At 77.0% G+C, this 26,488-nt stretch carries 17 protein-coding genes and 2 pseudogenes; 11 read left to right on the top strand and 8 right to left on the bottom strand.

What is annotated here, in order from left to right; all coding sequences use genetic code 11:
* Positions 1 to 214: 214 nt before the first annotated feature.
* The 7 genes and pseudogenes from VSR01_RS18815 to VSR01_RS37830 form a co-directional block, all read right to left on the bottom strand.
* Positions 215 to 1,387 carry a GNAT family N-acetyltransferase gene (locus VSR01_RS18815; protein ID WP_326450365.1) on the bottom strand — a complete coding sequence of 391 codons (1,173 nt, stop codon included), beginning with the start codon at positions 1,385 to 1,387 and terminating at the stop codon, positions 215 to 217.
* A complete protein-coding gene (locus tag VSR01_RS18810; RefSeq protein ID WP_326450364.1) occupies positions 1,384 to 4,005 on the bottom strand; it encodes a glycosyltransferase in 2,622 nt (873 codons plus the stop codon). The genes VSR01_RS18815 and VSR01_RS18810 overlap by 4 nt, the downstream gene beginning before the upstream one ends.
* On the bottom strand, positions 4,002 to 4,913 hold the full coding sequence (locus VSR01_RS18805) for a polysaccharide deacetylase family protein (RefSeq protein WP_442785488.1): 912 nt from the start codon (positions 4,911 to 4,913) through the stop codon (positions 4,002 to 4,004). Before VSR01_RS18805 ends, VSR01_RS18810 begins: the two co-directional genes overlap by 4 nt.
* Positions 4,910 to 7,456 carry a lipid II flippase MurJ gene (locus tag VSR01_RS18800; protein WP_326450363.1) on the bottom strand — a complete coding sequence of 849 codons (2,547 nt, stop codon included), beginning with the start codon at positions 7,454 to 7,456 and terminating at the stop codon, positions 4,910 to 4,912. The genes VSR01_RS18805 and VSR01_RS18800 overlap by 4 nt, the downstream gene beginning before the upstream one ends.
* Before the next feature lie 106 nt (positions 7,457 to 7,562).
* Positions 7,563 to 8,918: pseudogene (locus VSR01_RS18795) on the bottom strand (O-antigen ligase family protein); the annotation flags it as partial.
* A 368-nt stretch (positions 8,919 to 9,286) separates the two neighbouring features.
* Entirely contained in the window at positions 9,287 to 10,636 is a 1,350-nt protein-coding gene (locus tag VSR01_RS18790; RefSeq protein WP_326453709.1) for an exopolysaccharide biosynthesis polyprenyl glycosylphosphotransferase, read from the bottom strand.
* 671 nt (positions 10,637 to 11,307) lie between these two features.
* Positions 11,308 to 13,008 (bottom strand): glycosyltransferase, encoded by a 1,701-nt coding sequence (locus tag VSR01_RS37830; RefSeq protein WP_442785487.1) that lies wholly within the window; start codon positions 13,006 to 13,008, stop codon positions 11,308 to 11,310.
* 410 nt (positions 13,009 to 13,418) lie between these two features.
* Between VSR01_RS37830 and VSR01_RS18775 the strand changes: the two genes are divergently transcribed.
* From VSR01_RS18775 to VSR01_RS18755, 5 genes are all read left to right on the top strand, one after another.
* Positions 13,419 to 13,829 (top strand): rodlin, encoded by a 411-nt coding sequence (locus VSR01_RS18775; protein WP_326450362.1) that lies wholly within the window; start codon positions 13,419 to 13,421, stop codon positions 13,827 to 13,829.
* 187 nt (positions 13,830 to 14,016) lie between these two features.
* Positions 14,017 to 14,259, top strand: a complete 243-nt coding sequence (locus VSR01_RS18770; protein ID WP_442785486.1) for a chaplin — start codon at positions 14,017 to 14,019, stop codon at positions 14,257 to 14,259.
* A 188-nt stretch (positions 14,260 to 14,447) separates the two neighbouring features.
* Positions 14,448 to 14,981, top strand: coding sequence for a chaplin (locus tag VSR01_RS18765; RefSeq protein ID WP_326450361.1), 534 nt, complete (start codon positions 14,448 to 14,450; stop codon positions 14,979 to 14,981).
* Positions 14,982 to 15,331: 350 nt separating this feature from the next.
* Positions 15,332 to 15,697, top strand: a complete 366-nt coding sequence (locus tag VSR01_RS18760) for a hypothetical protein (RefSeq protein WP_326450360.1) — start codon at positions 15,332 to 15,334, stop codon at positions 15,695 to 15,697.
* 159 nt (positions 15,698 to 15,856) lie between these two features.
* A complete protein-coding gene (locus VSR01_RS18755; RefSeq protein ID WP_326450359.1) occupies positions 15,857 to 16,264 on the top strand; it encodes a rodlin in 408 nt (135 codons plus the stop codon).
* Positions 16,265 to 16,413: 149 nt separating this feature from the next.
* Here VSR01_RS18755 and VSR01_RS18750 read toward each other — a convergent pair whose 3' ends face one another.
* A complete protein-coding gene (locus tag VSR01_RS18750; RefSeq protein WP_326450358.1) occupies positions 16,414 to 16,896 on the bottom strand; it encodes a nitroreductase family deazaflavin-dependent oxidoreductase in 483 nt (160 codons plus the stop codon).
* A 231-nt stretch (positions 16,897 to 17,127) separates the two neighbouring features.
* Here VSR01_RS18750 and VSR01_RS18745 point away from each other — a divergent pair, with 231 nt between their 5' ends.
* The 6 genes and pseudogenes from VSR01_RS18745 to VSR01_RS18720 all read left to right on the top strand — a co-directional run bounded on the left by VSR01_RS18745 (position 17,128) and on the right by VSR01_RS18720 (position 26,456).
* Positions 17,128 to 18,975: a SpoIIE family protein phosphatase gene (locus tag VSR01_RS18745; RefSeq protein WP_326450357.1), complete on the top strand. Its 1,848-nt coding sequence runs from the start codon at positions 17,128 to 17,130 to the stop codon at positions 18,973 to 18,975.
* Between the two features lie 284 nt (positions 18,976 to 19,259).
* Complete coding sequence (kdpF, locus tag VSR01_RS18740) at positions 19,260 to 19,349, top strand: K(+)-transporting ATPase subunit F (RefSeq protein ID WP_326450356.1); 90 nt, start codon at positions 19,260 to 19,262, stop codon at positions 19,347 to 19,349.
* Entirely contained in the window at positions 19,349 to 21,013 is a 1,665-nt protein-coding gene (gene kdpA / locus VSR01_RS18735) for a potassium-transporting ATPase subunit KdpA (RefSeq protein ID WP_326450355.1), read from the top strand. The genes kdpF and kdpA overlap by 1 nt, the downstream gene beginning before the upstream one ends.
* Positions 21,013 to 23,196 carry a potassium-transporting ATPase subunit KdpB gene (gene kdpB / locus VSR01_RS18730; RefSeq protein ID WP_326450354.1) on the top strand — a complete coding sequence of 728 codons (2,184 nt, stop codon included), beginning with the start codon at positions 21,013 to 21,015 and terminating at the stop codon, positions 23,194 to 23,196. The genes kdpA and kdpB overlap by 1 nt, the downstream gene beginning before the upstream one ends.
* Positions 23,197 to 23,228: 32 nt before the next feature.
* Positions 23,229 to 23,834, top strand: coding sequence for a potassium-transporting ATPase subunit KdpC (kdpC, locus tag VSR01_RS18725; protein WP_326450353.1), 606 nt, complete (start codon positions 23,229 to 23,231; stop codon positions 23,832 to 23,834).
* A pseudogene (locus tag VSR01_RS18720) lies at positions 23,815 to 26,456 on the top strand (ATP-binding protein). Before kdpC ends, VSR01_RS18720 begins: the two are co-directional and overlap by 20 nt.
* The last annotated feature ends 32 nt before the right edge of the window (positions 26,457 to 26,488 follow it).

Here is a 26,488-nt window from a genome sequence, read left to right as displayed (position 1 = left end):
CCGGGGGAGCGGGCCGCGGCGGCGCGGACCAGGGCCGGGACGAGGAGCAGCGGCAGCGCGGGCGCGGCACGGCGGCCGGCCAGCAGCAGCCGCCGGTTGGCGCGGTGCTCGGGCCGCCAGTGGAACTTGTGCGGCTCGGCGCCGCGCAGCAGGCTGAGCACCGGCCGCCCACCGCCCGCCGCGTGCGCGGCGCCCTGCCGGATCAGCATGGTCATCACATCGACCTTGGCCGCGCGCAGCGCCGGATCGGCGCCGTAGAGGTAGCCGCCGGCCAGGCCGGGGAGAGCACGGTCAGGCCCACGGCGACCACCTCGCCGTCCGGGCCGCCGCGCCGGTACTCGGTCACCGCGGCGTCGCCCGACGCGACCATCAGCGCCGCCGCGCGGGTCAGGTGCGCGGCGAACCGCGGCCGCCGGTGCTCGGGCGTCATCCCCCGGCCACGCCACTGCGCGAGGTGCAGCCGCAGCATCGTCGCGACCGCTCGCGGCACGTCGGCGGGCGCCACGTCGTAGCCGGTCAGGCCCGCGCGGTCCAGAGCGCGCAGCTCCTTGCGGACACGCTGCCCGCGCGAGCTGCCGACCCGCGCGATCAGGCCGTCCATCGGCGCGCCCGGCAGCTCAAGGCACACCGAGCCGGCGAGCTGCCGCTTCGGGCCGCGCCACCGCGCGTACAGCCGCTCGGCGCCGCCGCCCGGCCGCACCTCCCGCAGGTCCACCGGCCCGCCGCGAGCCGCCCGCCGCACCCCGGCGGCAAGGGCGTCCAGGACGTCGGCGGCGGGTTCGCGGGAGACGGGTTCGTCGGAGACGGGTGCGCGGGCGGGGCTCGCGGGGTCCGGGCCGCGGTCGTCGGGGCCCGAGGGGGCAGGGACCGGGCCGCAGGTGTCGGAGCTCGCGTCAGCGTCGTGCGTGGTGTCGGCGCCGGGGGCGATCAGCACGTCCGTGTAGTCGGTGATCGCGCCGCCCAGCGCGACGAGCACGGGCAGCGGCCGGTACGCGCGCATCAGCGGCGCGGCGGCCACGAGCTCACCGCGATCGCCGCCCGTACGGGCTCCGCCGTTCTCGCCGCCCTCGCCGTCTGCGCCGACGCGCCGCACCAGCACCACCCGCAGTCGGCCGCGCCGCCCGTACGACGCCCACCACGAGTGCAGCCACGCGTGGCTCTGGAACGCGGTCACCGCGTCCCCGCACCGCCGGTACAGCGCGTCCCACTCCCCCGCGAGCGCCGCGAACTCCTCGGCGTCGCGGCAGATCTCCACGCGCAGCGCGCCGGCGGCGGGCCCGGGCCCGGGCGCACGGGGCGGCCCGGCGCCGGGGGTGCGGGCCGACGGGAGGCGGGGTGCGGGGTCGACGGCCACGGACGCCGACGGGTCGGGGTGCCGCCGGGTCATGCGGGGGTCCTGCTCGGCGCGGGGGCGGCCGGGGAGGGCAGCGTGGCGGCGGCGTCGGCGTCGTGCCCGTCCCCGGGGAGGCCGTGCCCGTCGCCGTATCCGCCGTGCCCGCCGTCCGTGTCGCCGTACGCGCCGTACGCGCCGTACGCGTCGCCGGGCTCGCGGCGGCGGACGAGGAGGGTGAGGGCGGCCAGGAGCCCGCCGGTGCTCGCGCCGACCGCGCCGGACAGCGGGACCGAGGGCGAGGCGGGCGAGTCGGGGGCGGTGGCCCGGGAGAACACGAGCAGCCGGACGCCGGTGTCCGCGGCCGTACGGTTCCCGGTCCGGGCGAGCGACGCGGCGACCGCGTCGGCGATCTGAGCGGCGGCGCCCGCGCGGTCCGCGGTGCCGGTGACCGAGATCATCGGCGCGTCCGGCGAGGTCGCCGCCTGCACGTGGGCGCGGAGGTTGGCCGCGGCGGCGCCGGTCGCCGCCTGGGCACCCGCGAGCACGGCGGAACCGGTGACGATGCGGCCGTACGCCTGCGCGAAGCCCGTGGCGCTCGCGGAGTCGCCGCCCGCGTGCTGCGGCACGACCATCACGTACGCGGTGGCCGCGTACTGCGGGGTGGCCGTGAGCCCGTAGCCCAGCCCGCAGCCCAGGCCCACCGCGGCGCCCAGCGGCACCACTCCCCACCGCGGCAGTCGGCGCACCCACGCCCCGACCGCGCGCCGGCCTTGCTCGCGCCCGGCGCCCCGCTCGCGCCCGGCGCCCCGCTCGCGCCCGGCGCCCCGCCCGCCGTCCGGCTCCCGCTCCCGGCCGCGCTCGGGCCGCGTCCCCTGCTGGCCGGCTGCGCCAGCTGCGTCGTTCATGCCTGCTCTCCTCGTTTCTCGACGGATACGGAACCGGTCGCCGCGGGCTCGCCTGCGGCGGAGGAAGTGGGGCCGCCCGGGTGGGCCGGTTCGGCGGGCCCGGCCGGTTCGGCGGGCCCAGCGGAGTCGGCGGGTTCGGCGGGCGCGGCCGAACCGTCGCGCCCGCCCGCCGGCGCCGCCCCGTCCCCGCCTCCGGAGGCGTGCCACGCGTCGGCCGCTGAGCCGACCACGGCGCTGTGCGCGGCACCGGCGCCCCGCGCGGGGTCGCGAGCCGCGTCCTCGGCGGAGCGGGCCGCCGAGCCGGCGGCGGAGTGGCGCGCGGGGTCGGACGCGGGACGTGTGGCGGGACCTGTGGCGGGACCTGTGGCGGGGCTTGCCGCGGGTTCGCTCGCGGTGACCGTCGCGGAACCCGTCGCGGGACGGGGCGCCGAGCCGCGCGCGGGGTCGGACGCGGTGACCGTCGCGGAGCTGTACGCCGGGACGGTCGCGGAGTGCCGCGCGGGATCCCGCGTGGGACCTGCCGCATCCCGCGTGGGACCTGCCGCGCGGTCGGGGGACGCGGGGGTCGTCGAGGGCCGCGTGGGGGTGCTCGCCGGGGTGGGGACGGTGGGCGCGGGGGCCGGCTGGGGCGGCCGGCGGGTGGGGGGTCGCCGTGGGCGCGAGGAGGGACGCGTAGGCCGCGGTGACCGCCTCGACCGTGCGGGCGATGTCGTAGCGTTCGACCGCCGGCGGCACCGGGAGGCGGCGGGGGCCGGCCAGGACCTCCGCGCGGATCGCGGCGGCGAGGTCCTCGGAGGCCACCCGGCGCGCCCCCGGCGCGTACTCGGCGGGGAGGTCCTCAAGGGCCGGGCAGGCGACGTACAGCGCGGGCAGACCCGCGGCGAGCGCCTCGACGACCGCCAGGCCGAAGGACTCCTCGGGGCTCGGCGAGACGAACAGGTCCATCGCGGACAGCAGGTCGGGGACGTCGGGCGCGCCCGGAGCGTCCGCCTCGGGGTGCTCGTGCGCACCGGCGAAGTGCACGCGGCCCGCCGCGCCGACCCGGTGCACGGTGCGCAGCAGCGGCACCCGCTCCGGCCCGTCGCCGACCAGCAGCAGGTGCGCGTCGCGGTTGGCGGCGACCGCGCGGACCAGCCGGTCGAAGTCCTTGCCCGGCGTCTGGCGGCCGACGCCGCCGACCACGTACGCGTACTGCGGGATGCCGAGCCGGCCGCGCACCGCCAGCCGCGCGGCGGGCGAGAAGGCGTGGCGGGCGGCGTCGATGCCGTTGGGCGCGAGCCGCACCCGCGCGGGGTCGACGCCCCAGTCGCCGAGCCGCCGCGCGACGGTCTCGGAGACCGCGAGGGTGGTCGAGCCGAGCCGCTCGCTCGCGCGGTAGAGGGCGCGCACGCCCAGGGACAGCCTGCGGCCCTCGATCTGGCTGCTGCCCAGCGAGTGCTCGGTGGCCACCACCGCGCGGACCCCGGCGAGGCGGGCGGCGACCCGCCCGTAGACGCACGCGCGGTACAGGTGGGTGTGCACGACGTCGTACGAGCCGGCCCGGATCAGCCGGGCGAGGCGGGGCAGCGCGCCGAGGTCGCGGTTGCCGTGCATCCCGAGGTGGGCGACCGGCACGCCGTCCTCGGCGAGCCCCTCCGCGACCAGCCCGGGGTTGGTCAGGGTGACCACCTCGCACTCGTACTCCTCCGGCAAGTGCCGCAGCAGCAGCCGCAGTTGCTGCTCGGCGCCACCGATGCCGAGGCCGGTGATGACGTGCAGGACTCTCATGTGTCCTCCCGGGAGGGTGCGGTGGGCCGCGGGCGCGGGGCGCTGCCGGACGCGGGGTCCGACGGGGCGCGTGACGGGGTGGGCGTCGCGGTGCGCGTCGCCGTGGGCGCGGTGCCGTCCGCCGGGGTGCGCGGGGGCGTCGGCGCGGGCGGCGGCGGGTCGGCCAGGCGCGGGCCGCGCAGCCGGTGCAGGGCGCGTTTGGCGTGCAGGCGCGCGGAGGTGTCGCGCTCGCCGACGTACGTACGCGGCAGCGCGTACGGCCCGGCGAGCGGCCCGGGGTCGACGGCGCACGCGTACGCGTACCCGGCCCGGCGCGCCGCCCGCACGGTGCGCGCGTCCACCGCGCCGTACGGGAAGCAGAACCCGCCGGGCGCGCTGCCGGTGATCTCCGCGAGCCGGCCGCGGCTGTCCGCGGTCTCGGCCGCCAACTCCGCGTCGCCTAGGGCAGTCAGGTCCCGGTGCAGCAGGCCGTGCGAGCCGATCTCCATCCCGGCGGACTGCGCGGCCAGCACCCCGGCCGCGTCGAGCAGCGGCTTGCGCGGGCCGTCCGGGTCCCACGCGTTGTCGCCGCCGAGTCGGCCGGCCAGCACGAACACCGTCGCCGTGTGGCCGTACTCGTGCAGCAGCGGCACCGCCTCGGTGAGGAAGTCGGCGTAGCCGTCGTCGAAGGTCAGCCCCACCAGCCGGGCCGCGCGGCCCTGCGCCCGCGCCGCCAGCAGCTCGCGCATGCTCACGCCGGTCAGCCCGCGCCGGCTCAGCCACCGCAGCTGCCGGGCCAGCCGGTCCGGGCTCACCGTGACCTGGTACGGATCGTGCGCGACGCCGCCCACCGAGTGGTACATCAGCGCCCACGGCGCACGCCGCGCGGCGGCCTCGGACCTTGCGGGAACGACGAGTTCGGGCGTCATCTGCGGTCCTTACGTAGGGCGCCGGCGACCCCGCGGGTCACGGCGCGGGCTGAGCGGGGCGCCGCGCGCAGGGCGCGGGCCGCGCGGGTGGCGAACGGATGCGGGGGAGCGCGGCGGACCGGCCGGCGGGGAGGGGGAGAGGCGGGAAAGGCGGGAAAGGCGGGGGAGGTCCGCGCGGCCGGGGGTCGCGCCGGAGGAGCCGCGGCGGGGCGCGAACCGGCCGAGCACGTGCGGCACTTCGGGCGCGCGCAGCACGACGGCCGCGGCGGCGAACACCGCGGGGACGGCGAGCGCGCACAGGGCCGCGGCGGCCAGGGGGAGCCGGCCGCGGCGGTCAGCGCCCACCCGGCGGCGGTGGCCGCGGCCGCGGCGGACACGGTCCTGGCCAGGCCGGGCGCGAGGTCGCGGGCGCGGACGTCGATGCCGCGCGCGGCCAGCCCGCGCAGCAGCAGCACGGCGGTGACGCTGATGCCGGCGGCGTTGCCCGCGGCGATGCCGTAGGCGCCCCAGGGCCCGGCGGTCGCGGCGTCGGCCACGGCGGTGACGAGCAGGCCGAGTCCCATGCAGGCGGCCGGGAACCAGGTCGGGCGCGCCGCCGAGAAGTACGGCCGGACCAGCGCGCCGACCAGGGTCTGCCCGAGCAGCCCGAGCGCGTACACCCGCATCACGCCGGCCGTCGCGGCGGTGTCGGACGCGGTGAACTCGCCGCGCTGGAAGAGGACGTCGATGATCTGCGGCGCGCACGCGATCACGTACGCGGTGCCGAGCAGCACCACCAGGCAGGCCAGTCGCAGGTCGCGCGTCACCCGGCGCCGCGCCCGCTCCCGGTCGCCCTCGGCGAGCGCGCGCGACACCACCGGGAACGTCACCGTGGCGATCATCAGCGACAGCGCCATCGGCAACTGGGCGACTTTCTGCGCGTAGTTGAGGTGCGAGATGGCGCCCGCGGCGAGCGGCGCGGCGAAGAAGCGCTCGACCAGCACCTGCGCCTGCCGTCCGAGCGTGAAGGTCACGACGGGCACGACGAGCCCGAACGCGCGCGCGGAGTCTCCGGCGGCGCCAGAACCCCGCCGGACGCGCCGGGCCGCGCGGCCTCCCCGCCGCAGGACCGGCTGCCGCCCCCGCGAGCGGCCGAGGACCGCGTCCGGCTCCTGCGGCTGTGCAAGCCCCCCGCGCCCGCCGCGCGAGCGAACACGCACGCCGGCACCGGACTCCGGCTGCGTCGGTGTGCCGACGCCTGGCCCCGCGGGTGCCGGCAGGTCGCCGTGCGCCTCGGGCCCTGCGAGACCGCTAGGGCCGGGACCGCCATGGCCGGCCTCCGGTCGCGTGGGAACGCCGTCGCGAGGCACCGCGTCGACCGGGACGCCGCTGCCGGCTTTCGCGCGCGCGTCCGCATCGCTCCCCGGCTGCGCAGGGACGCCGACACCCGGCCCGGCGGGCGCTGGCAGGCCGCCGTCGGCCCCCGGCCGCGCGAAGACGGCGGGGACGCCGCTGCCGGCTTCCGTCCGCGCAGGGAGGCCGCTGCCCGGATGTGCCGGGGCCGGGTCACCGCCGCCCGCTGCCGGTCGCGCGAGGTCGCTACCGCGTGCTCCAGCACGGGTATCGGCACCGGTTCCCGGCTGTGCGGGAGCGCCGCCGCCCAGTCCCGCACCGGCTGACTCGCCGCCGCCGGCTTCGCGGCGCGTGTCAGGGCCGTTCGCCGGCCGCGCCGGTGTGCCGACGCCAGGTCCGGTGGGCGGTAGGAGGGTCCTCGCCGCTGCCCCCGCGCCCGCCTCCGGTTCCGGCGTCGTGCCGGCCGTCGCGGCCAAGGCGCGGACGAACGCGGGGAGTTGCACGGCGACCATGCACAAGCCGCCGATCGCGACGCCCGCCGCGGCGGCGCGGACTCCGTAACGGCCGTGCAGCGCGAGGAGGGTGGCGACGATGCCCGCGTTGTACGCGACGTAGACCGCGGCCGGGGGGACGAAGCGGCGGTGGGCGCGCAGCGCGGCGCTGAGGTAGCCGGTGAGGCCGAAGGTCAGGACGGTCAGCGCGGTCAGCCGGGTGCAGGCGACGGCGGCGCGCGGGTCGGCGAGGCCGGGCGCGAGGACGTCCACGACGTACGGCGCCCCCGCGGCCAGCGCGGCGGTCAACGCGGCCAGCAGCGCCAGGAGTCGGGGCAGCGTGCCGCGGACCAGGCCGCGCGCGCCGGCCCCGCCCGCGCGGGCGAGCGCCGCGCTGAACGCGGGCACCATCAGCAGCGCCATCGCGTCCTCGATCAGCACGGTCGCCGCGATCTCGGGCACGGTCCACGCGACCAGGAACGCGTCGCTCTCCGCCCCCGCGCCGAACAGGTGCGCGATCGCCTGGTCGCGCACCAGTCCGCCGACCGACCCCACCGCGCTCAGCCCGGCCGTCACCCCCGCCGCCCACGCCAACCCCCGTCCCGGAGCCGGGGGTTCGGGCGTCGGCCCGGCGGGTGCGTCCGGCCCGGCGGGTGCGTCCGGCGCGGCCGACGCCGTGCCGGGGACGCGCACGGCGTCCGGCGCGCGCAGCTCGGTCATCGCCGCGGCCCCTCCTGCGGTCCCTTGCGCGGCCCCTCGTACGGCGGCACGGTCGTCCCCTCGTACGGCCGCACGGCCGGCCCCGGCGCACCCCGCCGCCCGCGGGCCGCCCGCTTCCGCCCGGCCGCGTCGCGTTCGCGGGGGCGAGCGCCCACCACGCCGCGAGGCCGAGCAGCGTCGCGGTCAGCACGGTCGTCGGCCCGCCGATGTCGGCGTACAGGAAGTCCACGCACTGCCACACCAGCAGCCCGACGGCCGCCAGCCCGCAGGCCGCGGGGCCGCGCGGCGTGGCGGGCGCCCGCCACGGCCGCCCCGACCGCCCCGCCGGGCGTGCCCGCCTACGCCGCCCGGCGACCCGGACCAGCCCCGCGGCCAGCAGCGCGGCCCAGGACGCGGTCAGCGGCGCGCAGCCGACGAGGCCCTGCTCGCTGAGCGCCAGCAGGTACATGTTGTGCGGCGACAGCAGCGGCTCGCGGCGGAAGGACTGCCCCGCGCCGGCCGTGTCGCTGCCGGAGGAGAGCGCGAGGGAGGCGTGCCCGTCGCGCTCGTCGGGGAAGCGCTTGAGCCCGACGCCGGTCACGGGGTGCTCGCGCCACATCGACAGCGCCGCGGCCCACAGGGTGTACCGGTCGGTGACCGAGGGGTCGGGCGCGGCCGTGACCTGCGTGATGCTCGACAGCCGCGCGCCGATCGCCTGGGACCCGACGCCGAGCCCGCCGACCAGCAGCACCGCGCACGCGCCGAGCACGGCGGCCACGCGGACCGCCTGCCGCAGCCCGGCCAGCGCGATCACGACGGTGCACGCGAGCGCGGTCGCGATCCAGGTGCCGCGGCTGAACGACACCGCGAGCGGCACCACCAGCGCCACCGCGCAGCCGAGCGCGCCGAGCCGCAGCCGCCGCGGCCCGGGCGCGAGCGCGTACGCCGCGGCGACCACCAGCCCGTACGCCACCACCGTGGCCATGTCCATCACGTCGGCGGGACCGAACGTGCCCACCGCGCGGATGTCCTGGCCCGCGTACGACGCGCCGGTGCCGGTCGCGTACTGCCACACTCCGACCGCGCCCTGTGCGAGCGCGAGCGCGACGATCGACCCGGCGACCACCGCGAAGTCCCGCCGGTCGCGCAGCAGCAGCGCCACCGAGGCCGGCACGAGCACGAACACCTGGGCGTAGCGCAGGAATCCGGTGAGTCCGGCGCCGGGGTCGAGCGAGGTGACCGCGGCGACCGCGAAGCCGGCCAGCGGCGCGCCGAGCACCACCGCGGCGGCCGGCGCGAGGACCCGGCGTCGCGCGCGCAGCAGCCGCACCGCGCAGGTCGCCACCAGCACGGCTGACGCCACGTCGGCGGGGGTGACCTTGCCGGACGCGCTGACGTCGCCGTCGGACACGGGCAGCGCCAGCAGCAGCACGGTCGCGACGGCCGGCGCCAGCGGGGCGAGCCAGGCGTATCGGCGCAGCACGCGCGCCCACCGCCCCGGGTACGGCTCGCGTCGGCCCCCGCGCGGCCGTCCCGCCTTGCCGGCGGCGGCCGTTGGGTCCCCGCGCCGCCGTGTCGCCTTGCCGGCGGCGGCCGTTGGGGCGGCGTGGTCCGCGCCCGCGCCGACCGAGGGCGTGTGCGCCCCTGCCCCGCGGGCTCCGGGCGTACGGGCCGGAGACGAACCGGACGCGGTCGCGGGCGGCGCCCCCGCTCCGGACGCAGCCGCGGTCGCGGGCGGCGCACCCGTTCCCGACGCGGAGTCCTCGCCGTGTGGCGCGGTCGCCGCTGCCGAACTCCCCGCCGCGCCGCGGGCGTCGGGCGGCGTGCCGTCGACCGGTGTGGCCGTGGCCATCAGCTCCCGCCCATCCGGAACAGCGAGCCGACCGTGCGCAGCAGGATCGCGATGTCCTGCCACCACGACCAGCTGTCGATGTAGTGGTTGTCGAAGCGCGCCCGGTCGCTGATCGAGGTGTCGCCGCGCAGCCCGTGCACCTGGGCGAGCCCGGTGATGCCGGCCGGCATCCGGTGCCGGTCCCGGTAGCCGGGGTGGGCGCGGCTGAACTCCTCGACAAAGTGCGGGCGTTCGGGCCGCGGGCCGACCAGGCTCATGTCGCCGCGCAGCACGTTCCACAACTGCGGCAGCTCGTCGAGGGAGGTGCGGCGCAGCAGCCGGCCGACCCGGCTCACCCGGGAGTCGTGCGCGACGCTCCACAGCGTCGCGGACTCCTGCGAGTCCGTCGGCCGCAGCGTGCGGAACTTCAGCAGCGTGAACGGGCGTCCGCCCAGGCCGATCCGCTCCTGCCGGAACAGCACGCCGGGGCCGTCGCTGAGGCGTACCGCCAGCGCGCACGCGGCCAGCACCGGTGCGAGCGCGAGCAGCGCGGCGCCGGACAGGACCGCGTCCAGCGCGCGCTTGGCCGCGCGGCCCGGGCGCGGCGCCGGGTACGGCTCCAGGTCCAGCGGCCGGAACGCGAAGCCCCACAGGTGCGCGGGCGGCACCGGGCCGCGGCCCGAGGTGAGGTGCCAGACCCGGCAGCCCTGGGCGGCCAGCAGCCGCAGCGTGGCGGTGGTGCGCGCGTCGAGCGCGGGCGGGCCGGTGACGACGGCGTGCCGCACGCTGTTCTGGATCACCGCGCGGGTGATCTCGGCGTGGCCGGTCAGCACCGGCAGCGGCAGCCCCGGCGGGGCGCCAGGCGTCTGCGCGTGCAGCGCGGCGGCGAGCAGCCGCACGGCGGGGTCGTGCGGCTCCGCGCCGGGGTCGGGCGTGACGACGCCGACCGGGCGCAGGCCGTACTCGGGGTGGCCGTGCAGCGCCGCGGCGATCTGCTGGACGTACGGGCCGGCGTGCGGGCCCGCGCCCACGATCAGGGTCGAGCGCGGGTCGCGGCGGGCGGCGCGGCGGCCGCGCGCGTAGTGGAAGGCGCGCAGCAGGCACGCGGTGAGCACGGTGGCCGCGAGCGCGGCGAGCAGCGCGAGGGGGCGCAGCGCCGAGCCGGGCGCGAGCGCGGCGGCGGTCGCGGCGGCCACCGCCCACGCGGCGCCGGCCCGCACGGCCACGGCCGGGGCCTCGCTCAGCGCGGACGCGGCGAACCCCGGGCGGTACAGGCCGCCCGCGCGGTGTGCCGGCAGCAGCACGGCGAGCAGCGCGGCGGTCCCGGCGACGCCCGGGCCCGGCGAGCCGGCCGCGGCGCCGGCGGCGATACCGGCGGCGACGCCGACGACGTCCGCGGCGACCAGCCCCCACGCGCCGTGCCCCCACCCGGGTCCGTGCGGGTCGCGCCGGGCGCGGCGCGCCACGTCCCCGGTGCCGCGCCGGTGCGCGCTTCCGCGCCCGCGAAGGAGGCCGCGTACGGAGGCGTGCTCGACGTCACGCCCGGGCCCGCCCCCGGAGCCCGGGACGTGCGGTCCGGCGCCGCGCCGTCCGCCGACCCGCGAGGGCGCGGGAACGGTCTGCTCGCGCGATGCGCCGTGCTCGCCGGCCGCGTGCTCGGCGCTCCGCGCCCGCACCTGCCCGCCGGCCGGCTCCCGAGCCTCCGCCTCGCGCAGGTCGCGCGGCTCCGCGCCCGGCCGTCCCCCGGCGGCGCGCAGGGGCGCGGGCGGGGGCGCGCTGGGCGTCGTGCTGCGCGACGGCTGCGACCGTGCCGTCCGCGTTCCCCGCGCCGCGCCCGCGGGGCGTTCGCCGCCCGCCCGCCGGGCCCCCGCCGCCGCGAGGCTCCCGTCCCCCGGTTCGGCCGGGGCCGCGGGCCGCGCGGGAGCGTCCGGCGTGGCTCCGGTCCCGGCGGCCGCGGCGTCCGGGCGGTCGGGTGCGGGAACGGGAGGCGTCGTGGGAGCGGCCGGCCGGGCGGGGCGGGGGCGCGTGGCGTCGTCGGGGGTCATCGGGGGGTGGCCTCCCGGGCGGGGAGGTCGAGGAGGTGGGCGTAGAGGGCGGTGACCGCCGCCGTGGTGTCGCGCAGGTCGTGGCGTTCGCGCACCCGGGCGAGCGCGCGCAGGGACGCGGCCGAACGCAGCACCGGGTCGGTGAGCAGCCGCAGCAGGGCCGTGGCGAGGGCGGCCGCGTCGCCGGGCGGGACCACGCAGTGCGCCGCGTCCACCTCCGGCAGGCACTCGCGCGCGCCGCCGACGTCGGTGAGCACCACCGGTCTGCCGCACGCCATCGCCTCCAGGGGCGCGAGCGCCATGCCCTCCCAGCGCGACGGCTGCACCACCACGTCCGCGGCCTGGTACCAGCGGACCGGGTCCGCCGCCGCGCCCGCGAACAGCACGCCCCGCGGCGCCGCCGCCCAAAGCGCCTGTGCGTCCGGCCCGTCGCCGACCAGTACGAGCCGCGCCTCCGGCAGCCGCGCCGTGACCTGCGGCCATGCCTCCAGCAGCAGGTCCTGCCCCTTCTGCCGGCACAGCCGCCCGACGCACACCACCAGCGGCACCCCGGCGCCGAGCGCCTCAGCGCCGGGCCCTCCAGCGCCGATCGCCTCGACTCCGGACGCGACGGTCCCGGCAGCCTCGACTGCAAGCACCTCGGCGTCGAACGCTCCGGCTCCGAGAGCCTCAGCGCCGGGCGCTCCGGCCCCGGGCGCATCAGCGCCGGGCGCTCCCGCCCCGGGCGCCTCCGGCCGATCCGACGTTCCCGGCTCGGGTGCGCCTCCCGGCTCGGGTGCGCTGCCCGGCTCGGGCACGCCGCCTGGCTCGGGTGCGCCGCCCCGCTCGGATGCGCCTCCCGGCTCGCGCACCCCGCCCGCCGCAGCCGCGTCGCCCGGCCGATCCGCCTCGCCCGGCCGATCCGCCTCGCCCGGCCGATCCGGCCCGCCCGGCTCCCGGAGCCCGACCCACCGGGCCAGCTCCGCCCGCACCCCCTCCTGCCGCACCGCCGGAGTGAACCGCGCGGTGTCCACGCCGTTGCGCACCACGTGCCAGCGCGCCGCGATCCCGTGCGCCAGGCCGGAGGCGCGTTCGGCCTCGCTCACGCACAGCACGCGGTGCGCCCAGCGCGCCGCGTACCGCTCCCAGCGCACCGACGCGGCCCGCAGCGGCCCGGTCGCCGCCTCGTAGGACCAGGCGTGCGGCTGGAAGACGGTGGGGACGCGGCCGCGCAGCGCCAGCCGGCCGGCCAGCCCGGCCTTCGCGCTGTGCAGGTGGACCAGGTCGGCCGCGCTCTCGCGGGCCGCGCGGGCCGCGCCGGCCACCTCCGCGGGCAGGCCGGGGCCGGGCGAGCGGCGGGCGTGCCAGGGCACGGTCGCCGCTCCGGCCGCCCGCGCCGCCTCGGCGAGCGGGCCGTCCGGCGGGCAGCCGACCACCACGCGGGCCCCGAGCGCCGTCTGCGCACGCGCCAGGTCAGCGACCACCCGGGCGACGCCGCCGTCGACCGGCTGCGCCAGGTGCAGCACCGTGAGCCCGTCCAGGCGGACCGCGCCGTCCGCGGGGGCCGCGCCGTCCAGGCGGACCGTGCCGCGCGCGCGGACCGTGCCGCTCGCGCGGGTGGTGCCGCCCAGGACGGCCGGGCCGTCCGGCCCGCGCCCGTGGAGCCCGAGCCCGTGCGGCCGGTCCGGCCCCTCCAGCCCGTACTGGTCTTGCGGCATCGCACGCCGTTCTCTCACGCCGGGCGGGCCCGGCGAAGCCGAAGTGTGGTCGGTCCTGCGGCTCGCGACCGGCGCCGGAGCGGCGCGCGGGCGCGGGCTGCGTGCAGTCAACGAATTCCGTGCCTGTCAGGTAATCCCCAGAACAGGAATGCACGCCCGCCGCAGGAAATCACGTCCGACGCGCTGCGCCCCGCTACTCCAAATTCATATGACGATCGGATCAGTTGACGGGTTATGGGATTGACCCGAGGTCACACCGGGTCCGCGGATGTCACTCCCCCGAGGGGTGTACGGCGCGGCGGCGCGCGGAAATTATCCATTCGGGTGAAGGTCCATTACCGATCCACCGCCGCGCGGTTGGGCAGTGCGGCCCCTGGTACCGGGGCAACCTCTCTCCAGAAGGACCAACCGTGATCAAGAAGATCTTCGCCACGGCCGCCGTCGCCGCCTCGCTGGCCGGCGTCTCGGCGACCGTCGCCCCCCAGGCCATGGCGCTCGGCAACGACGAGGGCACCACCACCGCGAACGGCAACGGTTCCGCGCAGTACTACGGCAACACGTACACCAGCGGCTACATGAGCCCGCAGTTCGCGCTGATCGCCGGCTCGCTGAACAAGCCCTGCATCGCGCTGCCCGCCAAGGCCAACCTCGGCTCGCTGGTCGGCCTGGTGCCGATCACCGTCCAGGACCTCAACATCCTGTCCTCGCCGCAGAACCAGCAGTGCACCGAGAACAGCACCCAGGCCAAGGGCGACGAGCCGCTCTCGCACATCCTGGACAACATCCCGGTGCTGTCCGGGAACGGCGCGCACAACGGCTGACGCCGCCCGCCGCCCGGCGCGTCCATTCGGGTGGATCGCGGCCGCCGTACCGGCCGGGGAGTTGCCTCCCGCGCCCGGTCGTCGTTAGGCGGTCGATAGCGGAGTTCGAGGTCCCGGAACCACGGGCCGGCTGCTGCGCGAATGCGCGGCGTATTCCGGAACGCCGCTGACGAAAAGGAGCACACAAGTGAAGTACACGAAGGTCGCGGCGCTCGCCGCGGGCACGATGATCGCCGTCGGCGGCGCCGCCGCCCCCGCGTTCGCGGACGCCGGCGCGAGCGGCGCCGCCGTGCACTCCCCGGGCGTCCTGTCCGGCAACGTCGTCCAGGTCCCGGTCCACGTGCCGATCAACCTGTGCGGCAACACCGTCGACATCATCGCCCTGCTGAACCCGGCGTTCGGCAACACCTGCGCCAACGTCAGCGAGTGACGACGATCGCGACCTGCCGGGCCGTCAGGCCCTGATCAGGTACCGCCCCGGAGCGCGCACGCCGCGCCCCGGGGCGGTGCGCATCGGGACGCGCCCGCGCACGCGCGCCCCGCGGCCGTACGCACTCCCGTACGGCACGTCGGCCGTACGCACCCACGTGCGGCCGTACCCGAGCGGAGAAAGATTCGATGCGACAGATCCTGAGCCGGAGCGTGCTCACCGTCGCCGCCGCCGGCGGCGTCCTCGCCGCGGCAGGGGGATACGCCAGCGCGGACTCCGGCGCCCACGGGACAGCGGAGGGCTCGCCCGGACTGGTGTCCGGCAACAGCGTGTCCGCGCCCGTCGAGGTGCCGGTCAACGTCTGCGGCAACTCGGTGGACGCGGTCGGCCTGCTGAACCCCGCGTTCGGCAACGCCTGCTCCAACGGCACGCCCGCGCCGCCCACCGCGCAGACCCCTCCCCCGACGACCCCGACCCCCGCCACCCCGGTCCCCACCACCCCGCAGCGGCAGGTCCCCGAGCCGCGCCCGGTGCACCACGACCTGGCGGAGACCGGGATCGGCGGCGGCGAGCTGGGCGGGGCCGCGGCCCTGGCGGCCGCGCTGCTGTTCGGCGGCGCCCTGCTCTACCGCCGCGGCGGCCGCACCGCCCCCGCGCGGGCCGGCCACGGCGCCGGCCCGCACGCCGACCGCGGCGCCCGCGCGGGCCACGCCCGCCGCTGACCGGCGGACCGTCCGCCCGGCTCCGGACCGGCCCGCGCGCTCAGCCGCGCGGACCGGGCCGTCGGCTCCGCGCTCATGCGTGCGGACCGGGCCGTCGGCTCCGGGCCCGCACCCGGCTCCGCACGCGTCGTGGGCCGTACGGGCGCGGGGCCGTCACCGAACGAGTGATTGTCCGGCTTCTGGCCGCCCCGGCGTTTCCGGCAGTGCCGCACCCTCGTTGTCCACGGCGAGGCAGCGCCGGCGAGGGACGCCGGCAGGCCGGGCGCACCAGGCGCCGAGCCGGCAGGGCCCCCGGCCCCCGGACTCCTCCGGCGCCGGAACCCCGGCTTCGGCTACTGAAAGGGTGGCAAGTGAAGTTTTCCAAGGTCGCAGCGGTCATGGCCGGCTCCGTGGTCGCGGTCGGGGTGGGCGCGCCCGCCTTCGCCGCGGACGCCACGACCGCCGCCCCTGCGATGCCGACCAGCATCAACGCCGGCGTCGACCAGCTCTTGGCCGCGCAGCCCGTCCAGCAGCTGCTGGACGGCACGCACCTGTCCTCCGCGGTGGCGACGGTCGACCACACCACCGACGCGCTGCCGCAGCAGCTTCCCGCCGACCAGCTGCTCGGCCAGGCCACCGACGTGGTCAAGGGCGCCGCACTGCCCGCCGTCACCGGCGCGGTCCCCGGCGCCTCGCTGCTCGGCGGCCTGCCGCTGAACGGCCTGCCGCTGCACTGACCTCGGGTCGGCCCGCGGGCCGCCCGGTCGCGTCACCGACGCTCCGGCCACTCGCCCATCGGAGTGAAACGCCGGAACCAAACCCCCCGCGAGCGGTTGATCAGATCGCTCCACCCGACCTTCCAGACCGTGCATCCAAGCACCAAAAAAGGGACAACAATGATCAAGAAGATGCTCGCCGGTGCTGCTCTCGCCGCGTCGGTCGCCGCTGTCGGCGCCACCGCCTCCCCGGCCATGGCCATCGGCAACGACGAGGGCACCACCACGGTGAACGGCAACGGTGCCTCGTCGGCGTACGGCAACACCGTGACCGGCGGCACCCAGAGCCCGCAGATCGGCCTGGTCCAGGGCACCCTGAACAAGCCCTGCGTCGGCCTGCCGGTCAAGGTCAACGTCGGTTCGCTGGTCGGCCTGGTGCCGATCACCGTCCAGGACATCAACGTGCTGTCCTCGCCGCAGAACCAGCAGTGCACCGAGAACTCCACCCAGGCCAAGGGCGACGAGCCGCTGTCGCACATCCTGGACAACATCCCGGTGCTCTCCGGCAACGGTGTGGCCAACCACTGACGACACCCCGAGGACACCGGGGGCCCGACGGGCCCCAGCGGACCCCGCGTCGCGGACGGGCCGCCGGCACCAGCCGGCGGCCCGTCCGCCGTTGTGGGGGTCCGCCGTTGTGGGGGTCGGGCCTCCCCGTGCCCGCCGCGGGCGCACCTTCAGGCCGCCGCCGGGCTGAGGCGGAAGAGCGGGAACTCGCGCGCGGTGTGCGCGGCGTACGCGCGGTACGGCGGCCACACCGCGGCCATCCGCTGCCACGCCCGGTCGCGGGCCTGCCCGGTCAGCAGCTCGGCGGTGACCGGCACGTCGACCCCGTCGTACTCCACCGTCGCGCGCCCGTCGGACATCAGGTTCAGCGCCCAGGCCGGCGGCCGGTCCATGCCGAAGTTGCTGCCGACGACGTAGCAGCCGGGGCCGCCGGGCTCGTCGACGGTGAGCAGCGGGGTCCGCCGCGGCAGCCCGCTGCGGCGCCCGGTGGTCGTCACCACGCGGACCGGGAAGAGGGCGGACAGCAGCATCCTGCGGCCCGAGGTCCTGCGGTGCAGCCACATGTCGGCGCGCGGCGCCCAGGAGGACGCGACGACCGCGAACCAGCGGTACGTGCCGAGGCGGTGCAGCGAGCGGACGAGCAGGGTGCGCATGGCGGTCGCCTTTCCCTGTGGGCCGGGGCCGCGGCCGGGCGGGGGCCGCGCAACGAGGATGCGCCGCGCGACGGCCCGCCTGCTGCTTCCAGCGTGCCCAACGCGGACCGGCGTGCCGTACCGCATCCGGGTGACGGCAACTGCGCCGGTTGACGTGCGTGGACCCGGTGATCCGGGCAGACTCAGGGGCAAGCGTGCGCTGGGCGGCGGCCGCGGGGCGGAGGTGGTGCGGTGAGAGGCAGTCCTCTGCTCACCGTGCGCGGGATCTGCAAGCGGTTCGGAGCCGTGCAGGCGCTGCAGGACGTGGACCTGGAGGTCCGCGAGGGCGAGGCGGTGGGCCTCGTGGGAAGCAACGGCGCGGGCAAGTCCACCCTGGTCAAGACGGTCTCCGGGGTGTTCTCGCCGGACGCCGGCACGATCGAGTGGAAGGGCCGGCCGGTCGACCTGCGCCGCCCGCTGGACGCCCAGCGGCTCGGCATCGCCACCGTGCACCAGAACCTGTCGCTGTGCGACAACCTCAACACCGTCGAGAACCTCTACCTCGGCCGCGAGCTGCGCCGCTTCGGCATGCTCAACCAGGTCGCGATGGAGCGCCGCTCCCGGCGGCTGCTGGAGTCGCTGTCGGTGGACGTGCCCAGCCTGCGGGTGCCGGTCGCGTCGCTGTCCGGCGCGCAGCGGCAGGGCGTGGCGGTGGCCCGCGCGCTGATCGGCGAGCCGCGGCTGGTGGTGATGGACGAGCCGACCGCCGCGCTCGGCCCGCGGCAGGCCGCCCAGGTGCTGGAACTGGTGCAGCGGCTGCGCGACCAGCAGCTCGGCGTGCTCTTCGTCAGCCACGAGATGGACGAGGTGCGCGCGGTCAGCGACCGGGTCGCGGTGCTGCGGGTCGGCCGCAACACCGGCTTCTTCGACACGAAGTACACCACCCAGGAGCAGTTCGACTCGGCCATCACCGGCAACACGGCGATGGCGGTGAGCCTGCAGCGCAGCCTGCTGCCGCACGGCCTGCCCGAGCAGAACGCCCTGGAGGTCGGCTACCGCTACCTGCCCGCGCAGGCCGGGGTCGGCGGCGACTGGTTCGACGTGATCCCGCTGCCCGGCGCGCGGGTCGCGCTGGTGGTCGGCGACATCGTCGGGCACGGCATGCACGCGGCGGCGACGATGGGCCGGCTGCGCACCGCCGTGCACAACTTCTCCATGCTGGATTTGCCGCCCGACGACCTGCTGGCGCACCTGGACGACCTGGTCGCGCGGATCGACAAGGACGAGACCGCGCCCGGCGCGACCGGCGCCACCATCGCCGGCGCCACCTGCCTGTACGCGATCTACGACCCGGTGGCGCGGACCTGCGAGCTGGCCAGGGCGGGGCACCTGCCGCCCGCGCTGGTGCGCCCGGACGGCACCTCGGAGTTCCTCGACGTGCCGGCCGGGCCGCCGCTGGGCCTGGGCGGGCTGCCGTTCGAGTCGGTGGAGCGCGAGCTGCCCGAAGGCAGCCGGCTGGTGCTGTACACCGACGGCCTGGTGGAGGACCGCGCCCGGGACATCGACGTCGGCCTGGAGCTGCTGCGGCAGGCGCTGGCCGGCCCCGACCGCACGCCCGAGCAGACCTGCGACACCGTGCTGGCCGAGCTGCTGCCGCAGGTGCCGAAGGACGACATCGCGCTGCTGGTGGCCCGCACCAGGGCGCTGCCGGACGACCGGATCGCCCGCTGGGAGGTGCCGACCGACCCGGCGGCGGTGGCACGGGTGCGCGGCGCGGCCACCGAGCAGCTGGAGCGCTGGGGCCTGGACGACCTGGCCTTCACCACCGAGCTGATCCTCAGCGAGCTGATCACCAACGCGATCCGGCACGCCTCCGGGCCGATCGAGGTGCGCCTGCTGATGGACCGGGCGCTGATCTGCGAGGTCGCCGACACCAGCAGCACCTCCCCGCACCTGCGGTACGCCGCCACCACCGACGAGGGCGGGCGCGGCCTGTTCCTGGTCGCGCAGCTCGCCGAGCAGTGGGGGACGCGCTACACCGCGTCCGGCAAGATCATCTGGACCGAGCAGCGCATCCCCGCGCCGGGCCTGTCCGCCTGAGCCGACCGGCCGCTCCCTCCCCGGTCAAGCCGTCAAGGCCGCGTCAAAGCGTCCGCGCCGCGCGTCAGGGACCCGCTAAGGGCCGCTCCCACCCGCGCGAAGGCGGGGTTGTCTGGAACGGCCGGCGGTGCGCCGGCCCGCACGCCCCGCCTGACCGGCCGGGCGCGCGGCCCGTTCCCTCCGTCACACCCCGGGGTGCTCCTCATGCAGGACCTGGTGTTCGTCCTCGTCACCGTCGCCGTCTTCGCCGTGCTCGGCCTGCTCGCCAAGGCGGTGGAGCGGCTGTGAGCGCGGACGACGTCGTGGGGCTCGTCGTCGCCGCCCTCCTGATCGGCTACCTGGTGGTGGCCCTGATCCGCCCGGAGAAGTTCTAGTGGACGACACCCTCGCCGGCTGGCTGCAGATCCTCGCGCTGCTGGGCGCGCTGGCCCTGTCGTACCGGCCGCTGGGCGATCACATCGCCCACACCCTGACCTCCGCGCGCCACCTGCGGGTCGAGCGCGCGCTCTACCGGCTCGGCGGCGTGGACGGCGACGCCGACCAGCGCTGGCCGGTGTATCTGCGCGGCGTGCTGGCCTTCTCCGTGGTGAGCGTGCTGTTCCTGTACGCCTTCCAGCGGCTGCAGAACCACCTGCTGCTGGCCGTCGGCATGAAGGCGGTGCCGCCGGGCACCGCGTTCAACACCGCCGCGTCCTTCGTCACCAACACCAACTGGCAGTCGTACTCGGGCGAGTCGACGATGGGCCACCTGGTGCAGATGGCCGGGCTCGCGGTGCAGAACTTCGTCTCCGCCGCGGTCGGCGTCGCGGTGGTGGCCGCCCTGATCCGCGGCTTCACCCGCAACCGCACCGACCGCGTCGGCACCTTCTGGGTGGACCTGACCCGGATCACCGTACGGGTGCTGCTGCCCGTCGCGTTCGTCTTCGCGATCGTGCTGGTGGCCGCGGGCGCGGTGCAGAACTTCCACGGCGCGCACGAGATCGGCACGCTGCTCGGCGACAAGCAGTCGATCACCGGCGGCCCGGTCGCCTCGCAGGAGGCCATCAAGGAACTCGGCACCAACGGCGGCGGGTTCTACAACGCCAACTCCGCGCACCCCTTCGAGAACCCCAACGGGTTCACCAACTGGCTGGAGATCTACCTGCTGCTGGTGATCTCGGTCAGCCTGCCGCGGACCTTCGGCACGATGGTCGGCGACCGCCGCCAGGGCTACGCGGTGCTCGCCGTGATGGGCCTGATCTGGGCCGCCTCGGTCGCCCTGATCACCGTCAACGAGCTGCACAGCGTGAGCAGTTCGGCCGGGCACGCGGCCGGCGGGATGATGGAGGGCAAGGAGCAGCGGTTCGGGGTCTGGGCGTCGGCGCTGTTCGCCGCGTCCACCACGCTCACCTCCACCGGCGCCGTGGACTCCTTCCACGACTCGTTCTCGCCGGGCGGCGGCGGGATGACGATCTTCAACATGATGCTGGGCGAGATCGCGCCCGGCGGCACCGGCTCTGGCCTGTACGGCATCCTGATTTTCGCCGTCATCACCGTGTTCGTGGCCGGGCTGATGGTCGGCCGCACCCCGGAGTACCTGGGCAAGAAGCTCGGCGCCCGGGAGATGAAGTTCGCCTCCCTCTACATCCTCGCCACCCCGGCCGTCGTGCTGGTCGGCGCGGGCACCGCGATGTCGCTGAAGGGCGAGCGGGCGAACATGCTGGGCTCCGGGCCGCACGGCTTCTCCGAGGTGTTGTACGCCTTCACCTCCGCCGCCAACAACAACGGCTCGGCCTTCGCCGGACTGACCGTCAGCTCGAACTGGTGGAACACCGCGCTGGGCCTGGCGATGCTCTTCGGCCGCTTCCTGCCGATCGTCTTCGTGCTGGCGCTGGCCGGGTCGCTGGCCCGGCAGCAGCCGGTGCCCGCCACCGCCGGCACCCTGCCCACCCACCGGCCGCAGTTCGTCGGCCTGCTGGCCGGCGTGATCGTCGTCGTGGTGGGCCTCACCTACTTCCCGGCGCTCGCGCTGGGGCCGCTCGCCGAAGGGCTGCACTGATGTCCGTCACCACCCTCGAACCCCCCGCCGCCCCGGGCGGCGCTCCCGACCGGCCGGCCGCCCGGCGGCTGTCCGGTGGACTGCTCGACCCCCGGCAGCTGGTCAGCTCGCTGCCGGACGCGGCCCGCAAGCTCGACCCGCGGACCATGGTCAGGAACCCGGTCATGTTCGTGGTCGAGGTCGGCTCGGTGCTCACCACGGTCTCCGCGATCAAGGACCCCGGCGTCTTCGCCTGGGTGATCGCCGCGTGGCTGTGGCTGACCGTGCTCTTCGCCAACCTCGCCGAGGCCGTCGCCGAGGGCCGCGGCAAGGCGCAGGCCGAGACGCTGCGCCGGACCAGGACCGAGACCCCGGCGCGGCGGCTCACCGGCTGGCGGCCGGGCGCGGCGCCCGGCACGTACACCGAGGAGCGGGCGGCCGCCGCCGACCTGCGGCTCGGCGACCACGTGCTGGTCGAGGCCGGGCAGGTCGTCCCCGGTGACGGCGACGTCGTCGAGGGCGTCGCGAGCGTCGACGAGTCGGCGATCACCGGCGAGTCCGCGCCGGTGATCCGCGAGTCCGGCGGCGACCGCAGCGCGGTCACCGGCGGCACCCGGGTGCTGTCCGACCGGATCGTGGTGAAGATCACCTCCAGGCCCGGCGAGACCTTCGTGGACCGGATGATCGCCCTGGTCGAGGGCGCCGCCCGGCAGAAGACGCCCAACGAGATCGCGCTCAACATCCTGCTCGCCTCGCTGACCGTGGTCTTCCTGCTGGCCGTGGTGACGCTCCAGCCGTTCGCGGTCTACGCCGGCGCCGCGCAGTCCCTGGTGGTGCTGGTGGCGCTGACCGTCGCGCTGATCCCGACCACGATCGGCGCGCTGCTGTCCGCGATCGGCATCGCCGGTATGGACCGGCTGGTGCAGCGCAACGTGCTGGCCATGTCGGGCCGGGCGGTGGAGGCCGCCGGCGACGTCAACACGCTGCTGTTGGACAAGACCGGCACCATCACCCTCGGCAACCGGCAGGCCGCCGAGTTCCTGCCCGTCGACGGCGTCGACGTGGCCGAGCTGGCGCGGGCCGCGCGGCTGGCGTCGCTGGCCGACGAGACGCCCGAGGGACGGTCGGTGGTGGCGCTGGCCGAGGAGCGGCACGGCCCGGGCGGCGGGCCGGGCGCGGACGGGCGCGGCGGCGCGGACCGGCGCGGCGGCGCGGACCGGCCCGCCGGCGCGCAGTTCGTGCCGTTCACCGCGCAGACCCGGATGAGCGGCGTGGACCTTGACGAGGACGGCGCCCGCAGGTCGCTGCGCAAAGGCGCGACCAGCGCGGTGCTGCGGTGGATCACCGACAGCGGCGGCCGGCCGGGCGAGCAGGCCCGACCGGTCGCCGACGCCATCGCGGCCGGCGGCGGCACCCCGCTGGTGGTCGGCGAGGTGGTGGAGCGCGACGGGCGGACCACCGCCCGGGTGCTCGGCGTGATCCACCTCAAGGACGTGGTCAAGCCCGGCATGCGCGAACGCTTCGACGAACTGCGCCGGATGGGCATCCGCACCGTGATGATCACCGGCGACAACCCGATGACCGCCAGGGCCATAGCGCGGGAGGCCGGCGTGGACGACTTCCTCGCCGAGGCCACCCCCGAGGACAAGATGGCGCTGATCAAACGGGAGCAGGAGGGCGGCAGGCTCGTCGCGATGACCGGCGACGGCACCAACGACGCGCCCGCACTCGCCCAGGCGGACGTCGGCGTCGCCATGAACACCGGCACCTCGGCCGCCAAGGAGGCCGGGAACATGGTGGACCTGGACTCCAACCCCACCAAGCTCATCGAGATCGTCGAGATCGGCAAGCAACTGCTCATCACCCGGGGCGCGTTGACGACGTTCTCGATCGCCAACGACGTCGCCAAGTACTTCGCGATCATCCCCGCGATGTTCGCCGCCGCCTACCCGGGCCTGGACAAGCTCAACATCATGCGGCTGCACAGCCCGACCTCCGCGATCACCTCGGCGATCGTCTTCAACGCGCTGATCATCGTGGCGCTGATCCCGCTGGCGCTGCGCGGCGTGCGCTACCGCCCGTCCTCCGCCGCGCAGTTGCTCAGCCGGAACATCTGGGTCTACGGCCTCGGCGGGCTGCTGCTGCCCTTCGCCGGCATCAAACTCATCGACCTCGTCGTGCAGTTCGTCCCCGGACTGCGCTGAAGCGGCGGAAGGAAGACAGGGAAGACATCGCCATGCGTACCCATCTCGCCGCCCTGCGGATGCTGCTGGTGCTCACTGTGATCACCGGCGTGCTCTACCCGCTGCTGGTCACCGGCGTCGCCCAGGCCGCCTTCCGGCACCAGGCGGACGGCTCGCTGATCGAGCACGACGGACACGTGGTCGGCTCCAGCCTGATCGGCCAGACCTTCGACCTGCCCAAGAAGCACCCGGACGACCCGAACGAGGCGCCCCGGCCCGACCCGCGGTACTTCCAGCCCCGCCCGTCCGCCGGCGGCTACGACCCACTGGCCTCCGGCGCCTCCAACCTCGGGCCCAACGACCCCGGCCTGGTCACGACGATCAAAGAGCGCCGGGCCGCGATCGCCGCGTTCGACGGCGTCGACCCGAAGGACGTACCCGCCGACGCGGTCACCGCCTCCGGCTCCGGCCTCGACCCCGACATCTCCCCGGCCTACGCCGCCGAGCAGGTCGACCGCGTCGCCAGGGCCCGGGGCCTGGACCCCGCCGCCGTCCGCCGGCTGGTCGAGCACACCACCCACGGCCGCGCCCTGGGCTTCCTCGGCGAGCGGTACGTGAACGTGGTGCGGCTCAACGCCGATCTCGCCGGGCTGGGGTGACGCCGTGAAGCCCGGCCGGCTCAAGGTGTACCTCGGCGCGGCGCCCGGCGTCGGCAAGACCTACCGGATGCTCGACGAGGGCCACCGCAGGGCCCGGCGCGGCACGGACGTGGTGGTCGGCTACGCCGAGTGCCACGGCCGCCCGCACACCGAGGACATGCTGCGCGGCCTGGAGCAGGTGCCGAGGGCCTGGCGCACCCACCGCGGCGTGCGCTTCCCCGAGCTGGACCTCGACGCGGTGCTGGCCCGCGCGCCGCGCGTCGCCCTGGTCGACGAACTCGCCCACACCAACGTGCCCGGCGGCCGGCACGCCAAGCGCTGGCAGGACGTCGAGGCGCTGCTGGCGGCGGGCATCGACGTGGTCACCACCGTCAACGTCCAGCACTTGGAGTCGCTCAACGACGTGGTGCAGAAGATCACCGGGGTGCCGCAGCGCGAGACCGTGCCGGACGAGGTGGTGCGCCGCGCCGACCAGATCGAGCTGGTCGACATGCCCGCGGAGGCGCTGCGCCGCCGCCTGGCGCACGGCGACGTCTACGCGCCGGAGAAGGTCGACGCGGCCCTGTCGCACTACTTCCGGGTCGGCAACCTCACCGCGCTGCGCGAGCTGGCGCTGCTGTGGGTGGCCGGGCGGGTCGACGAGGCGCTGCAGAAGTACCGCACCGAGCACGGCATCGGCGGCGTCTGGGAGACCCGCGAGCGGGTCGTGGTCGGGCTCACCGGCGGCCCCGAGGGCGCCACGCTGATCCGCCGGGCGGCCCGCATCGCCGACCGCTCGGCCGGCGGCGACCTGCTCGCGGTGCACGTGGCCCGCAGCGACGGCCTGGCCGGCGCGTCGCCCGCCGCGCTGGCCCGGCAGCGGGCCCTGGTGGAGAGCCTCGGCGGCACCTTCCACTCGGTGGTCGGCGGCCATGTGCCCACCGCGCTGCTGGACTTCGCCCGCGCCGAGAACGCCACCCAGCTGGTCATCGGCACCAGCAGGCGGGGCCGGCTCGCGCGGTTCGTCACCGGGCGCGGCGTCGGCGAGACCACGGTGGAGCGCTCGGGCGCCATAGACGTCCACATGGTCACCCACGAGCGGGCCGGGCGCGGCCGGCTGCCCCGGCCGCGGGCGGCGGCCTCCCGCCGGTGCGCAAGATCGCCGGGCCCGCGGCGGGGCTGGTGCTGCCGGCGCTGCTCACGCTGGTCCTCGGCCACGCCCGCGGCGACCTCAACCTGACCAGCCAGGCGCTGCTGTTCCTGCTCGCGGTGGTCGGCGTCGCGTGCATCGGCGGGGTGGCGTCCGCGCTGCTGGCCGCGGTCACCGCGTCGCTGCTGCTCAACTGGTTCTTCATCCCCCCGGTGCACCGCTTCACCGTCGGCGAGGCCAACAACGCGCTCGCGCTCGGCGTGTTCGCGGTGGTCGCGGTCACCGTCGCGGCGATCGTCGACCGCTCCCTGCGCCTGTCCCGCCGCGCCGCCGCCGCGACCGCCGAGGCCGAGACCCTCTCCTCCCTGGCCGGCGGCATCCTCCGCGGCGACCACACGGTGGCCCTCCTGCTCGAACGCACGCGGGAGGCCTTCGGCATGGACAGCGCGGAACTGGTGGACGCGGAGCCGCCGCAGGGCGGCCCGGCGGCGGGCGACGCGGGGTCCGGCGATGCGGGGTCCGGCGACGTGGGGTCCGGCGACGTGGGGTCCGGCGATGCGGGGTCCGGGTCCGGGGCCGGGGGTGTGGTCACGGTCGGGGTCGGGGCGGGGCAGACGCTGGTGCTGCGGGGGCGGGATCTGGCCGCGTCGGAGCGGCGGGTGCTGGTCGCCTTCGCCGGGCACGTGGCCGCCGCCCTGGAACGCGCCCGGCTGGCCGAGGCCGCCGCCGAGGTCGAGCCGGTCAGGGCGGCCGACCGGCTGCGCACCGCGCTGCTCGCCGCGGTCAGCCACGACCTGCGCACCCCGCTGGCCGCGGGCTGGGCCGCGGTCAGCTCCCTGCGCAGCCGCGACGTCGACTTCACCGCGGGCGAGCGCGACGAACTGCTCGCCACCGCCGAGCAGTCGCTGACCCGGCTCGCCCGGCTCGTCGACAACCTCCTCGACATGAGCCGCCTGCAGGCCGGCGCCCTCACCCTCGACCTGCGGCCGACCGCCCTGGCGGAGATCGCCCCGGCCGCGCTGGACGACCTGGCCGGGCCGGTGAACTCCGCGAACCCGGCGGCCCCCGGCGTCGTCGTCCGCGGACTCGACGCGGCCCCGGAGGTCCTCGCCGATCCCGCGCTGCTGGAACGGGTGCTGGCCAACCTGGCCGCCAACGCCGTGCGCCACAGCCCGGCCGGCGCGCCCGTGCTGGTCAGCGCCAGCACGCTGGGCGACCGCGTCGAGCTGCGGATCGCCGACCACGGGCCGGGCCTCGCGCCGGAGGACCGCGACCGGGTCTTCGAGCCGTTCCAGCGGCTCGGCGACACCGACAACACCACCGGCCTGGGCCTCGGCCTCGCGCTGTCCCGCGGGCTCACCGAGGCGATGCACGGCACCCTGACCCCCGAGGACACCCCGGGCGGCGGCCTCACGATGGTCGTCTCGCTCCCCGCGGCCCCGCGCCGGCCCGCCCGCCCGGGAAAGCCGCCGCACGGCCACGAGCCCGGCTGACGCGACGGACGGGCCGGCCACCGCGGGGCCGC

The organism is Actinacidiphila sp. DG2A-62 (assembly GCF_035825295.1).
Classification (GTDB): Bacteria; Actinomycetota; Actinomycetes; order Streptomycetales; family Streptomycetaceae; genus Actinacidiphila.
Note: the sequence above shows the minus strand (reverse complement) of the source record. Positions and strands in the feature narration are given on the sequence as shown.